The sequence below is a fragment of the Clostridium sartagoforme genome, assembly GCF_039521405.1.
GTDB classification, from domain to species: domain Bacteria; phylum Bacillota; class Clostridia; order Clostridiales; family Clostridiaceae; genus Clostridium; species Clostridium sartagoforme.
In genome coordinates this window covers 16,845-31,664 of sequence record NZ_BAAACH010000008.1, presented here as the reverse complement: position 1 = coordinate 31,664, position 14,820 = coordinate 16,845, and the positions used below count along the sequence as shown (strand labels likewise).

General features: G+C 27.3%; 16 protein-coding genes. 2 read left to right on the top strand and 14 right to left on the bottom strand.

Annotated elements, in window-relative coordinates:
- Window positions 1-13 precede the first annotated feature (13 nt).
- Window positions 14-2,074: a methyl-accepting chemotaxis protein gene (locus ABDZ60_RS02360; protein WP_343775586.1), complete on the top strand. Its 2,061-nt coding sequence runs from the start codon at window positions 14-16 to the stop codon at window positions 2,072-2,074.
- A 119-nt stretch (window positions 2,075-2,193) separates the two neighbouring features.
- Here the strand turns inward: ABDZ60_RS02360 and ABDZ60_RS02355 are convergent, their stop codons facing one another.
- From ABDZ60_RS02355 to kduI, 8 genes are all read right to left on the bottom strand, one after another.
- Complete coding sequence (locus ABDZ60_RS02355; RefSeq protein ID WP_343775582.1) at window positions 2,194-3,069, bottom strand: PHP domain-containing protein; 876 nt, start codon at window positions 3,067-3,069, stop codon at window positions 2,194-2,196.
- Between the two features lie 108 nt (window positions 3,070-3,177).
- Entirely contained in the window at window positions 3,178-4,053 is an 876-nt protein-coding gene (locus ABDZ60_RS02350; protein ID WP_016206653.1) for a methionyl aminopeptidase, read from the bottom strand.
- Between the two features lie 39 nt (window positions 4,054-4,092).
- Window positions 4,093-4,449 (bottom strand): helix-turn-helix domain-containing protein, encoded by a 357-nt coding sequence (locus ABDZ60_RS02345; RefSeq protein WP_047001499.1) that lies wholly within the window; start codon window positions 4,447-4,449, stop codon window positions 4,093-4,095.
- A 100-nt stretch (window positions 4,450-4,549) separates the two neighbouring features.
- Window positions 4,550-5,071 (bottom strand): flavodoxin domain-containing protein, encoded by a 522-nt coding sequence (locus ABDZ60_RS02340; RefSeq protein ID WP_343775577.1) that lies wholly within the window; start codon window positions 5,069-5,071, stop codon window positions 4,550-4,552.
- Window positions 5,072-5,345: 274 nt separating this feature from the next.
- On the bottom strand, window positions 5,346-6,131 hold the full coding sequence (locus ABDZ60_RS02335) for a carbohydrate-binding protein (RefSeq protein WP_047001500.1): 786 nt from the start codon (window positions 6,129-6,131) through the stop codon (window positions 5,346-5,348).
- A 24-nt stretch (window positions 6,132-6,155) separates the two neighbouring features.
- The gene (locus ABDZ60_RS02330) at window positions 6,156-6,794 is read right to left on the bottom strand and encodes an RpiB/LacA/LacB family sugar-phosphate isomerase (protein WP_016206649.1); all 639 of its coding nucleotides are present in this window, start codon (window positions 6,792-6,794) and stop codon (window positions 6,156-6,158) included.
- Window positions 6,795-6,859: 65 nt separating this feature from the next.
- Window positions 6,860-7,648 (bottom strand): gluconate 5-dehydrogenase, encoded by a 789-nt coding sequence (locus tag ABDZ60_RS02325; RefSeq protein ID WP_016206648.1) that lies wholly within the window; start codon window positions 7,646-7,648, stop codon window positions 6,860-6,862.
- 53 nt (window positions 7,649-7,701) lie between these two features.
- A complete protein-coding gene (gene kduI, locus ABDZ60_RS02320; protein ID WP_047001501.1) occupies window positions 7,702-8,529 on the bottom strand; it encodes a 5-dehydro-4-deoxy-D-glucuronate isomerase in 828 nt (275 codons plus the stop codon).
- Between the two features lie 143 nt (window positions 8,530-8,672).
- Here kduI and ABDZ60_RS02315 point away from each other — a divergent pair, with 143 nt between their 5' ends.
- Window positions 8,673-9,533, top strand: coding sequence for an AraC family transcriptional regulator (locus tag ABDZ60_RS02315; RefSeq protein WP_016206647.1), 861 nt, complete (start codon window positions 8,673-8,675; stop codon window positions 9,531-9,533).
- 93 nt (window positions 9,534-9,626) lie between these two features.
- Here ABDZ60_RS02315 and ABDZ60_RS02310 read toward each other — a convergent pair whose 3' ends face one another.
- From ABDZ60_RS02310 to ABDZ60_RS02285, 6 genes are all read right to left on the bottom strand, one after another.
- Entirely contained in the window at window positions 9,627-10,070 is a 444-nt protein-coding gene (locus ABDZ60_RS02310) for a hypothetical protein (protein ID WP_343775569.1), read from the bottom strand.
- Between the two features lie 271 nt (window positions 10,071-10,341).
- Window positions 10,342-10,533 (bottom strand): hypothetical protein, encoded by a 192-nt coding sequence (locus tag ABDZ60_RS02305; RefSeq protein ID WP_047001502.1) that lies wholly within the window; start codon window positions 10,531-10,533, stop codon window positions 10,342-10,344.
- 482 nt (window positions 10,534-11,015) lie between these two features.
- Entirely contained in the window at window positions 11,016-12,416 is a 1,401-nt protein-coding gene (locus ABDZ60_RS02300) for a S8 family peptidase (protein ID WP_343775941.1), read from the bottom strand.
- Between the two features lie 249 nt (window positions 12,417-12,665).
- Window positions 12,666-13,193 carry a flavodoxin domain-containing protein gene (locus tag ABDZ60_RS02295; RefSeq protein WP_343775565.1) on the bottom strand — a complete coding sequence of 176 codons (528 nt, stop codon included), beginning with the start codon at window positions 13,191-13,193 and terminating at the stop codon, window positions 12,666-12,668.
- Between the two features lie 129 nt (window positions 13,194-13,322).
- On the bottom strand, window positions 13,323-13,598 hold the full coding sequence (locus ABDZ60_RS02290; protein WP_016206642.1) for a hypothetical protein: 276 nt from the start codon (window positions 13,596-13,598) through the stop codon (window positions 13,323-13,325).
- A 227-nt stretch (window positions 13,599-13,825) separates the two neighbouring features.
- Entirely contained in the window at window positions 13,826-14,623 is a 798-nt protein-coding gene (locus ABDZ60_RS02285; protein WP_016206641.1) for a DUF368 domain-containing protein, read from the bottom strand.
- Between the last annotated feature and the right edge of the window lie 197 nt (window positions 14,624-14,820).

Genomic DNA, 14,820 nt, shown 5'->3' with positions numbered 1-14,820 from the left:
TGGGGGGGATATCATGAAATTTAAAGGTAAAAATATTAAAAGTATCAAAGTAAAAATGTTATTATTACTACTTCCTGTAATTATTATTTCAATGCTTGCATTAGGATCAATGAGTTATTTAACTTCAAAACAAATAATAAATAAAGAAATTGAATTAAATATGAATAATGAACTTGATAAAAAACTACAGGAAATTGAAAAAAGTTTAGAAAGACATAAGAAAATATCTGAGAGCTTAGCTAAGGTTGCTCAATCTTCATATTCATCTTTAACTAAAGATAATTTGTCTAGTATATTAGTAAATTTAATAGAAACTAATGATGAAACCTTTGGTGCAGGAATATGGTTTGAACCATTTAAGTATAATAAAGAAATTGAATTCTTCGGACCTTATGCTTATAAAGATAATGGAAAAGCTATATACTCAAATCAATATACTAATACTAATTTTACATTAGATGATTGGTACACATTGGGAAAAGCTACAAATGAAAAGGTTGTTTGGACATCTCCTTATTATGATCCCGTTACTGATGTATCTATGTTAACTTGTACAACTCCATTTTATGATTCAAATAATAAATTTATTGGAGTTTCCACAGCTGATATAAATTTAACTACTCTGCAAAATAACATCAAGAATATGAAGGTTGGAAACAATGGTAGAGCATTCTTAATTGATAAAGATGGATTGTATATTGCTGATGCAGATGAATCTAAGATAATGAAAACAAATATAAAAGATGATGAAAATTCTACACTTGCTGATTTAGGAAAGAAAATTTTATCTGAAAAAAGTGGTCAAGGAACCTTTAGTGATGATTATGGTATTGAAAAAGTATATTATAAGACTATAGATGAAACTAATTGGACTATTGCTATATCCATTCCAGAAAGTGAAATTTATTTAGAAGTAAGTTCTCTTATGAATAAAATTGGTGTAATAATTTTAATATCAATTTTATTGGTAGTTATAGTTATTGTATTATTTGCAAATTATATAGGAAAAATTTTAAAGAAAGTTAATAATTTTGCTATGAAAATGGCAAATGGAGATTTAACAGATCAACTTGATATAGAAAGTAATGATGAATTCGGACAAATGAGTAATCATTTAAATAAAATGTCAAAAAGTATTCATTCTATTATAGAATCTGTAATGGAGAATGCAGAAAATATAAGTGCTTCTTCTGAAGAGCTTTCTGCAACTGTTGAAGAACTTTCTGCCAAAACTATAACAATTAATGAAGCTGTTAATACTATAGCAAGTAGTATGCAAGAATCTAGTGCTACTACTGAAGAAATAAGTGCATCTATTCAAGAAGTAGATTCTAGTATAAACATTCTATCTTCTAAGTCTATGGATGGAAGCAATAATGCTAGTAAAGCTAAAGATAGGGCTAGTGTAGCTAAAGAGATTAGTAAAAAAGCTAAAAAAACAACTAAAGATTTATATATTCAAAAAGAATCTAATATGAATAACTTAATTAAAGAGAGTTCTGTAATAGATACTATTAGGGTAATGGCTGAAACCATATCTTCTATCTCTGAGCAAACTAATCTACTAGCACTAAATGCTGCTATTGAAGCTGCAAGAGCTGGAGAACAGGGAAAAGGATTTGCTGTTGTTGCTGAAGAAGTTAGGAAACTTGCTGAACAGTCTTCTTCGGCTGTAGTAGAAATACAAAATACTATAGAATCAGTAAAACAGGTATTTATTAAAAGTATAGATACTGGTAATGATTTATTAAAATTTATTAATATAGACATAATGAAAAACTATGAAGAATATGAGCAAACAGGAAATCAATATTATAATGACTCTGACTTCGTAAGTAATATGTCAGATGAAATTGCTGCAATGTCAGAAGAAATTACTGCTACTGTTGGACAAGTAACTGAAGCAATTCAAAATATGGCTGAATCTTCACAAGAATCTACTGAAAATGCCGATACTATAAAAGAAAATATGAATGAAACAACAAAAGCAATAGAACAAGTGGCTCAAACAGCACAAAGTCAAGCTGAGCTTGCTCAAAAATTAACTGAAATAATACAACAATTTAAGATATAGATATAAATTTTATATTTACTTTATCTAATAGATAAGTAATATATTAATTAACATTTATTAAACCAATGAGGTCAATATTATCTTAAAATATTAATAGGAGAAACGAATTATTGTTTCTCCTATTTTAATATTTTATCTATTGAAATATCTCTAGGCTCAAATTTAAACCTTCCAATTTCTATATTAGGCTTTGTCTTTCCATGAAAATCACTTCCACAAGTTATTATCATATTATTTTTTATAGCCTTAGTATAAAAATATTCAATTTGCTCTTTTGTATGATAACTACTAAAAACCTCTATTCCTTCTATTCCTTCTTCTATTAAATTATCTATTAAATCTAACTTGTCTTTTAAATTATTCCCTGGATGTGCTATTACTGCTTTTCCTCCATTCTTATGGATTAATCTAATGGCTTCTTTTAAACTTATAAATTTTATTGGCACATATGCTGGCTTTCCTTGTGCAAAATAATCCCAATAAAAATTTACATAAGGCATATCACTCCTATTTCCACCTTCTAAATAAGGTTTTAATATTAATGATTTTCTATTTTCACTATCTTCTAATAAGATTTCTGCTATTAATTCTCCTGTAACAACTCCATTTGATGATCTTTTAATAACTTCATCTTCAAAAATATTTAAATTTGTATATTCTTTTATTAATCTTATTTTTTCTTTTGAAGCCCTTTTTTCTTGACTTAAAATATCTTCTTCAATATTATAGAAATCCTTTGACTTATAATCTATATTATATCCAAGCAAATGTAAATTTCTATTATTAAATGTGCAATCTATTTCTATTCCTGGTATAACTGTTATATTTTTATTCTTACTATAGCTTAAAGCACGGTCTACTGCTCTTACTGAATTATGATCACTTATAGAAATTATTTCAACATTATTTTTTATAGTTCTATCAATAATTTCTTCTGGAGTCAATTCTCCATCATCACTAAAACATGAATGCATATGCAAATCTATTTTACTCATATCCTTCTCCTTGTAAATATCTATATTTTATTATAATTCCATCTATATTATACAATTATTTTATTATAATTAATTTTCAAATATAGATAATTTTACTCTTATGTTTAATTAATATGCTAAAATTTCATATCCATCATCTGTTACCAGTACAGTTACTTCCCATTGTGCAGATGGCATAGAATCTGCTGTATATATTGTCCACTCATTCTCCTGGTCTAAAAACACTTCACTAGTCCCCATATTCAACATAGGTTCAATTGTAAATATCATTCCTGGAATCATAAGCATTTCAGTTTTAGGTTTTGATATATAGCTTATCCAAGGATCTTCATGAAGTTCTAACCCAACTCCATGTCCCCCAATTTCCTCTACAACTGAGTATCCATTTTTCAGTGCATATTGATGCACTGCATATCCCATATCACCTAAAAATCTCCAAGGCTTGACTTGCTCTAAGCCTTTTTCAATACACTCCTTAGCTATTTTAACAAGATTCTTTTTTTCTTCACTTACTTCACCAATACAAAACATCCTTGATGAATCTGAATAATAACCTTTATAAATAGTAGATATATCTACATTAATAATATCTCCATCCTTTAATTTATCTAGCTCTGAAGGTATTCCATGGCATACTTGACTATTAATAGATGTACATGAACTTTTAGGATATCCTTCATATCCTAATGTTGCTGGAATCCCTCCCAATTCTATAGTCTTGGAATGTACAAGTTTATCTATCTCTTCTGTTGACATTCCCACACATATTTTATTTGAAATATAGTCTAATATAGCAATATTAACTTTTCCACTTTCTCTTATACCATCAATTTGCTCTTTTGTCTTAATAATTTTTCTTGATGGTACAATATGACCTTGCATTTTAAAATTAATTATCTTCTTATCAAAATCTTCATGGCAGAATTTATATTTCTTTTGGCTACCACACCAACATAAATCATTTCTCCCTATTTTATTAAGCATATTTTTACCTCTTCTTTAAAATTAGGAGTAATTTAAGTATTAAGTTATCTTAGCTTTTTCAAACAATAAAATTTCAGATGATTGACGTCTATAATTATTTGGTGTATATCCATATGCCTTAACAAAAGCCCTTGTAAATGCTTCCTGGGAAGAAAAACCATATTCTACAGCGATATCTAATACTCTACGTTTTGTATTTTTAATATCTACTGCTGCTAAACTTATCTTTCTATTTGCAATATACTTTTTAAACGTTACACCAACATATTCATGAAATTTTTCTGAACAATAAAAAGAAGAGTACCCAACATAATTAGACATTTGTTCTAAAGTTGGATTTTCTTTTATGTTTTCTTCTATCCAATCAACCATATTTTCTATAGTTTTTACTGACAACTTTATCACTCCTTAATTAAATGTTATCATTTTTGAATACATAAAACTTGATATAACTTGTAATAATATCTTACTAAATAGAATTTATTTTTTATTATGGCTATTTCTTAACATAATTAATTATTTCGTCAATATTTTTTCTTCTTGTAAAATCAACTGGCCTATCATAGCATGCTAACATGCCCTTCTCATCTGAAGTTAATTCTTTTTTCATCTTTATTTTAATTTTTAGTAACATCATTAGAGCTTTATCAAAAATATTAAGATTACTATAATTAAATCCACCTCTTAGATAAAAGAATCTTATATATTTTTGTTGTTCTTCAGTAAAGTTTTTATTTTTTACTTCATTAATATTTTCTTCCTTAGATGGTGATGCTCCTGTTGCAAAAACAATTATTTTTTTGTTCTTTAGTTTATCAAGGTTTTTTGTTATCAATTTTATTCCAAGTATACCAACAGCATATAAACTTCCTCCATAAATTATATTATCATATGAAGAAAGCTTACTTATCTCAATATTTGATATATTAAAAATATCTGCTGACAATTCTTCAGCTATCCATTCTGCATATTTTTTTGTGTACCCAGTTTTTGATTTATATATAACAACAGTTTTCATTTTCCACATCTCCTAAATACTTTAAATTTTAGCTTATATATTACTAACATATCCAATAAAATAAACATGAGTAATAATCGATATTTCATTCGCACCTTAGTATATAAAAAGTGTTTTCCCATTACTAATATTATTATATATTTTCCATTTTAGTGCAATATAAAAACTGTACCTCCATTTTAATTTCACATACTAAAATGGAACTAAAATCAAAGGTACAGTCTTTTTAATATTTATCTAATAAATCTATTTTAGAATATTTATTAGGCAATTCTTATTTCCCAAAAACTTGGATTTGACTCAATGCTGGGAAAGGTGATGGATCATCAGCTTTTATTAAATCACTAAATGTTAACCAACTTATCTTTTTTTCTGGGAATGTTATAATATGCGCCTTATCGCTTTTTTCTAGATCACATATTAACTCAGAGTTATCTGAGAATCTAAAAGTAACTTTTACCCACCAGTTATCATGTGGAAAATCTGATCTTGTATATAAAACAATTTTATCTGTAATTATTTCTCTCCCAAAATCAATTTTAAAGCAAGCGTCATCTCTCATGCCTATTCCCCATGATTCATATGGCCATTTTCCATGGTCATGATTTTCACAGTTACCGTTTATAGCGTTTCTAGCTGCAAAAACAGCTTCTCCTCTAGTTTCTACATTTGCAGAAGCATGTGGATACACACCAATAAGGCCTTGCTGATCCATTTTGTTTAATGCTAAATTTCTATAACATTCTACTTCTTCTTTTCTAGCAATTCTTACTGATAATAAATGTTTTTCTCCATAAAACACCTTTGGTGAATAGCTTACTTTCTTCTCTCCAAAAGGAATTTCATATGTTATAAGATTTTCTGTTACATATATTAAAGATTCTCCCATTGCATCATCAATTTCTGCTACAAGATAAATTTCTTTATTAGATGTTTCAATTTGAATCCTATCACCTTCTTTGTATTCTTCTTTAAATACAAGTCTAACTTCATTACATTCTTTATTTTCAGCTTTAATATTTCCATCTTTATCTAATATCTTTAATGATAATTGAATCATAATATCTCCTTAAATTTAGATATACTAACCTAAAAGATTTTTAATATATTCTTTTATTTCATCATTTTTGCAATTTTCATAAAAATATTCCTTAAATTTAGCACCACCTACAGCGCCTCTTAATAAATCTTGATCTATTCTTTGTAAAATTGTTAACATATCTGTATGTGTAACTTTCTTAACTTCATCTAATATTTTCTTATTTCTTTGTTCTGGAATAACTCTATCTTTTGGATATCCTTGCCCACTCCTGCCTTCAAATAATTTTTCAAAAATATATTCAAGATTTAATTCTGCTCCCCATCCAAATCCTTTAGCAAAAGGAAGTGATATCGCATTACCATCATTAATTTGAGCAAACATGTATGCATCTGATGGATCTACAACATGCCCACATAGCACTCCTGGGAAAGAATTACATGCAAGCATTGCTCCTTCTCCTGTTCCACAACCTGTTATTACATAATCTGCTGCTCCAGAATTTAATAATATTGCTGTTAAGATACCATTTTGAACATATGTTAATTGTGCTTCATCTTCAGCACTATACATTCCATAATTAAAAACTTCATGTCCTTTTGGTTCTACTACCTTTTTTAATGTTTCATATATCATTGAATTTTTTGCTGCCTGACTATTTTCATTTATTAAAGCAATTTTCATTTTTAATTCTCCTTCCAATTATTCTCATCCACGGAGTGTAAATTTTACACTCCATGGGAACATCATTATTGTGGTTGCTTTCCGATATAAGCTAATATACCACCATCTACATATAAAATATGGCCATTAACAAAGTCAGAAGCATCTGATGCTAAGAATATAGCTGGTCCTGTAAGATCATCTGTTGTTCCCCAACGTGCTGCTGGAGTTTTAGAGATAATAAAGTTATTGAAAGGATGTCCCTCAGTTCTAAGTGGTGCAGTTTGTGGCGTTTCTATATATCCAGGTCCTATGCCGTTACATTGTATATTATATTCACCATACTCTGATGCTATATTTTTTGTTAACATCTTAAGTCCACCTTTCGCTGCTGCATAAGCTGAAACTGTTTCTCTTCCAAGTTCACTCATCATTGAGCATATGTTTATTATCTTTCCATGACCCTTTTTAATCATTCCTGGTATTACTGCCTTAGATACTATAAATGGTGCATTTAAATCTACATCTATTACTTTACGAAAATCTTCTGCTTTCATTTCAAGCATTGGAACTCTTCTTATTATTCCTGCGTTATTTACAAGTATATCTATTATACCTACTTCTTCCTCTATCTTTTTAACCATTGCAACTACACCATCTTCATCTGTGACATCACAAACATATCCATATGCTTTTATTCCATGTTCTGCATACGCCTCAATTCCTTTATTAACTAAATCTTGATTGATATCATTAAAAACTACAGTTGCTCCTGCTTCTCCATATGATTTTGCTATTGAAAATCCTATTCCATAAGATGCTCCAGTTACTAAAGCTACCTTTCCCTCTAATGAAAAACTCTTCATAATATCCATAATAAAATCCTCCTAAAATTATATTTAATAGTATTATTTTTATATTTATATAATTATCTTAATTCGCTTAATTTTACAGCATCCATATCATCGAAATCTTGATTTTCTCCAACCATCCCCCAGATAAATGTGTATGCTCTTGTACCTGCCCCTGAATGTATTGACCAACTTGGTGATATAACTGCTTCTTCATTTCTTATAACAATATGCCTTGTTTCTGTAGGTTCTCCCATATAATGCATTACAAAGTTATCATCCTTAATATCGAAATATAAATAAACTTCCATTCTTCGATCATGTGTATGGCATGGCATTGTATTCCAAACACTTCCTGGCTTTAATTGAGTCATCCCCATAACTAATTGGCAACTTTCAACTTGTCCTGGAAGTATATATTTTCTTATTACTCTATGATTGGATTCCTCTAATGATCCAAGCTCTACTGTTACACAATCTTCTGGTTTTATTAAAACTGTTGGATACTCCTTATGGGCTGGTGCACTATTGAAATAAAATTTTGCTGGATTATTTTCATCTTCACTAGCAAATTCAATATCTTTAGTTCCCATTCCAATATACATACCATCTTTATAATCTAATGAGTATTTTTGCCCATCTAGTGTAATAGTCCCTTTACCACCTATATTAATTACTCCAAGTTCTCTTCTTTCTAAAAAATACTTAGCTCTAAGTTCTTCTCCAGCTTTTAATATTAAAGGATTTACTGGTACTGCAGCCCCTATTATAATTCTATCAATATGGCTATATACCATTTTAACTTCATCTTTTTCAAATAAACTTTGAATTAAAAACTCTTCTCTTAATTCCTTTGTCGTATAATGCTTTACATCTTTTGGTGATGCTGCTGTTCTTAATTCCATCTTTCCTCTCCTCCTTTATATCTTATCTTGTAACTATAGTTTAACATTTTAAATTTTCTATTTCTTGTGATTTCATGTCATAAATATTGCAAATATTGAACTTAAGAATTATAATTATTGTAAATTATCAAGGAGGGATTATTGTGATTGAATTTAATTCATGTGAAGCAGCTATAAAAAGTGCCTTAGAAAATCAATATTTTTCTATTGCGCATTTATATAAAGAAGAAAAGTCTATGGCTATGCATATACATGACTCTTATGAAATTTACTACTCAATAACAGGGGGAAAGCAAATTCTTATTGGTAATAAATTTTATGATATTAAACCTGGAGACTTATTCGTTATTAATCAATTTGAAAGTCATTACATATCTAAATTAGATAAAATAGTTCATGAGAGGATTGTACTTTCAATTGAACCTGATTTTTTAATATCATCTTCTACTAGTAAAACTGACTTAAATTACTGCTTTTCTAGTCGAAATAAAAACTTTAGTCATAGAATTTCTTTAAATAAAGAGCAACAGGGTAGGTTTAACTATTTCATAAATAAAATACTAGCCTCTGAAGGTTTTGGAAATGATATAATTGAATATGCTACATTTTTAGAATTAATGACTTTTATTAATAAAATTTATATAAGTAATGAAAAGCCACTGTCTGAAGAATACTCCTACAAATATAATCAACAAGTAGATGAAATAATAGAATATATAAATGCAAATATAACTGAACCAATTACAATTGAGCATTTGGCAAGTAATTTTTATTTAAGCACATCTTATATTTGTAGAATATTTAAATCTGCAACTGGTACAACAATTAATAAATATATATCCGGAAGAAGGATTTCTATAGCGAAATCCATGCTAGCTAATGGTGAAAATGTCAATGATGTTTGTGAAAAATGTGGTTTTAATGACTACAGCAATTTTCTTAAAACATTCAAAAAAGCCGTTGGTTTTTCTCCTAAAAAGTATTCAACTTTTAGTACAAGCTAGGAAATTGTCTTAAAACATAAAAATAAAAAAAACGTGAACTTTTACCTTAGAAGGATAAAATCTCACGTTTTTTATTTTATATCATATTTTTATTTAGTTTCTTGCCATATATTTTTTAAATAATATATCTGCAATCTCTGGATTAGTTTCTTTTAATTCATTAAGATAAACAAATGCACTTCCTTTATAATCTTTTTCTTCTCCAAGCAAAATCACCTCATAGCAACTTCTCAATATATTTACTATACAATTTTCGAAATGATTTTCTTTGCAACTTTTGCAAGTCTTTAGAATATCTACTACACCATCCATTATGTATTCCTTGTCATATATTCTTGTATCTGCTATAGGAATATTATCATAGCCACCTACAACATAAGTTACTTTATTAATCATACAATTTTTTATACATTCAGTCCCATATCCAACTAAACATGTTTCTCTTTGGCAAACTCCACACTCATTTTCAGAAAGACAACAAGGGCTAAGCTTGTCCACCAATTTGCTAAAATTTATTTCTTTAAATGCAACTCCCATTTTTATCCTCCACTTATTCAAACTTAAATATTAACAATATGATCATAAACTAAATTATATCATTTATCTATAAAATAATGTAAGATTTTTCTTAATCTCCTTTGTATTATTTTTACTTCTATATAGTATATACTTTTAACTTATAATTTAAATAATTAACAAAGTTAATTTCTACTTAATCATTTTATTTTACCTTTTAAAATAAGATGCTCAACATATTTAATATGCCAAGCATCTTATTATTTAAATCTCATCTCATTATAACTTTTTATTAAATTATCTTTTTTATTAACGTAGAAATATTTTCAATTATGCTATTTCTTCTATCTTTTGATGATTTATATGCATCTCTTCTAAGTTGAGTTGAGTTTAATCCCTCATCTTTGCAATATTGTTCAAGTTCTACAGTATTTTTTTCACTATTAATGTTAGTACTATTATTAAATTCTCCGATAGTGTACATATATAATTCCTCCAATTCTTATTATTTCTCCTACTTTCTTATTATTTTCTCTAATTTTGATAAACATATTCATAATAACATCCTCCTTTAATTTATTTTTTATATTAAAAATGACCCTAGTTCTCCCAGGGCCATTAAAATATCACGTTCATTAATAAATAAATGCATAAAAAAACCATGAGAATAATAACTCATGGCGATATACTTAATTGATATATTAAAATTAAAAAATTATAAAATATCTCCGCTGGCAGAGCTACTAATTAAAAACAATCTATATTCAATTTTATTTTTGTTGCATATTAAATTCATAGACATAACTCTACCTCCTTATTTATATTTATTTAATATTCTCCATATTTAATTAATTATCTTACTACTTTATTATTATATACCATTATCCACATTTTGTAAACAAATAAATGTAAAAAATATAATTCTAGTATTTTTTATTTAATAATTTTTTTATATTTATTAAAGATTTATATAATATTTTCAAAAATTTTAAAAACATCTAATATTCCATATCCCCATTGCGGATTAGGATATATATCACCTTTTCTTTGTTCGGTACCTCTATTTAAATATGCTTTTATAGTTTGTTGAAATAAATATAAATCATTTCCCCTTATTATTCCCCATTCAAAAATTAAAGCACAGACACCTGCTACTATTGCGGCTGAAACAGCTGTTCCACTTATTACATACATTTTATTCCCTGGCGCTATTGAAACAATATTCACTCCTGGAGCCGCTAAATCTATTATATCTATGAAATCATCAAGACTTGCAACACCTGAAAAATTAACAATATTATTATTTCTTTGATTATAACTTGCAACTGAAATTGCATACCTAGAATTTGATGGATTAGTAGTAGTTCCGTAAGGATCAAATGGACTAAATCTTGTGTTTCCACGTAATATTCCTTTTTGTGGTAACCAAGCATTAAAAGTTCCATCCATAATCAATTTACCTGTTAACCTAAATTGCCATATTCCAGGGATTAAATTTAAAAATACAACTCTAATTAGTTCATCTCCTGAGGTTATTTCTGGCATAAAATACATTATTTCAATACTTGTTTCTGAAAGTATATATTTATAACTTATTTCTGTATTTAATAGTGATGGAGTTAGCCCTGTGCTTTCACCATCTGGTGATATAACTTCAAGAGTAATAACATTAGGGACATCAACCCAAATTTCTAGTGCTAAGAACTTTTGTTTTTCATCTACATCTAATTGAATAACTTTTATTTCTTCTTCTTTTTTAATAATTCCAGATGCATGCCCACCATTTGCGCCCTCATTGCCTACTCCTGTAACGACAACTATGCCTCCACTCATAGCAATATATTCTATATATTCTTCTAATATCCCATTTCCCTTATGATTGCCCGCATTAGTTCCTAAAGGTAATAATATAACTATTGGACTTTGTATTGTTAGTTTATATTCATATAAAAATTTTAATGATATATATATTGAAGGTAAACTATATATAGCTGTATCTATTCCATATTCTCTTTTAAAATGCTCTGATTCTTTTAATTTTATAGATATAAATCTGCATTTATTAGCAACACCTTTAAAATTTGACTCTTTATTATAGCCTCCTACTATGCCTAATAAGCTTGTTCCATGACCACTTTCATCTCTACTTGGTACTATGTCATATGGATTTTGCCCATTTCTAAATGCATTTATAGCATCGTTTATCATTTTATTTGTATAGATACTACCATAGGGAGCCTTAATTTCTTTATACTCTTCTTTTGAAGCTATTGTTTGATCCCAAATCAGTTCTATTCTACTTTTCCCATCTTCATCAATAAATTCATTAGATAAATAATCTATACCTGTGCCTATAATTGCAACTATGGTTTTATCTCCAGTTAAATCTAACGGATTTTCTATATCAATAATATCTTCTTTATCTTTTCTGCTAAGATTAATATCTTGGAGTGTATATAGTTGTGGAAATATTACATTTACTTATATTAGCCATTTATATATCCTCTAAATATTTATATATAATATACTTTAAACTTAACCTAAGCTTTTAATAATTTTATAAATATTTAGATTACAATAATACTCACTCAAATTGCTTACAACCTAATTTTTTATTTATGATTCTAGGTAATCTTTAATTTCTTTTAAGTTTTCCCTACTTGTCCAATCCGATTCGTTGTTGATAGATTCAATTAATGCTTTTTCCCAAGATTCTAATTCTGATGAACCCTTCTTGCTTAAAAATCCTTTTAACATTCCAATTAGTAATTTATCTTTAAAAGTCATAACTTTCAAATTAAACATTCCTCTTAGATAAAACAATTTAATGCTTACTAAGTCTCCAGTTAAGTTATGTTTCTTTAACTCATTATAAGCTTTTTCATCATATGGTGATGCTCCAACTGCAAATACTATTATTTTTTTATCTTTTAATTTATTATAATTCTTTTTAATTATCGATAACCCCGAGATTCCAGAAGCATAAATTCCTCCACCATAAATAATGATCTCGTACTCCTCAAGATTTTCTATTTTACATTTTTCTTGTGAATATAAATCTGCTTTTATATCTTCTGCTAACCATTCTGCATATTTTTTTGTTGCTCCATATTTACTTTTATACACAACTGCTACTTTTGACACATTCTCATCTCCCATAACCATAATTATTTTTATACCTACATAATTAATCTATTACTTTAAAATACTTCTATATTAGACGATATATCCATTTTCAATAAACCCTCTATACTTTATTTGGCAAATTGATTATTATTGTAATATTTCAACTATAGACATAGTAGAAATTATACAACCTATAATAACTAAAAGTATCCCCACATTTTTATTTCTTTTTCTAACGGGATTAGAATTAATTCTATTTGCTAGTTCAATTTGGCTTATTCCTGAAAACAATTGACTTAATCCCAATATTACTATTACAAAATTAAGATTTATATATCCTAAAAAATATATTGATATTGATATAAGAGTTATTGTAGAAAAAATAATAGCTAGTATTGACCAAGTTTTATTCTTTATTTCCATATGTATATTCCTTTCTTAAATAAAAAAATGTATTTTATATTATTATACACAAGTTATAATGTTAATTAAATATCATTTCCCATATATTAGAAAAATTAATTCATAAAAACTTATTCTTCATAAAAATAAAAAATTCCTTTGGAGTCCTTTAATAATTTATTTTAAGTAAATTATTTAACTAGTTTACAGCTTTAATATAATCATAAGTTAACTAACTTCATAATATATTATTCATTTCTACTTATGTAATATGTGAATATAAATCCTAATATTCCAAGAAGTATTCCTATTGCACTACTTAATCCGTCAACTCCTGGAAATACTGAAAATACTGAACCTAATATAAAGCCAAATATTAATATATATGTTTGCTCAGGATATTTTAATAATAAGATTTCAATTATTTTAGCTGTTGCTAATGTACCAACAATTCCACCAATTGCTATTGGTATTAAAACTGGAATATTCATTTGAACAACTGCTGTTATGACTGTATTATATAACCCCAAAACATATAGCATAAATGATCCGCTTATTCCTGGTAATATAAGCGCTACTGCTACTACTACCCCACCAACAAAAAGCCATAAAAAGTTACCTATAGTTAATGATGTAATTATTGATGATGCATCATTATTTGGTGTTCCCATCATTAAAACTATTAATATACCAACTACTAAATATAAAATACTACTTTTTTTCAACCCCTTTACAGTTGCTTTTTTAAACATAAGTGGAGCTCCGCCTAATATAACACCAATAAATAAATATCCAACTGGTATAGGATAGTTATCAAATAAGGTTTTCACTATATTGCTAAATAAGAATATTCCTACTACTGCACCCATTCCAACTTGTAATAATATCTTATATTGATTTTTAAAATCACTTAAAATATTATTAACTGAATGTAATAACTTATCATATATCCCAAGAATCATTGCTATAGTTCCTCCACTGACACCTGGAACTATTTGAGATATACTAATTGCTACTCCTTTAAAAAAATTCTTTAAAAATTCCATTTTTTCACCTCTACGATATTATTTATATTGTGTTGTTTTCATACTATTATACTATTTATTACTATGTCAAAATTCTAAGATTTATTTAATATAGCTATTAAAATAGTAGTTTTAGCTTACCTATTTATAGTATTTATAACATGGTAATTTTAACATTAATATTAGAAATATCCCTGCATGAAATTCTAAAGATTTTC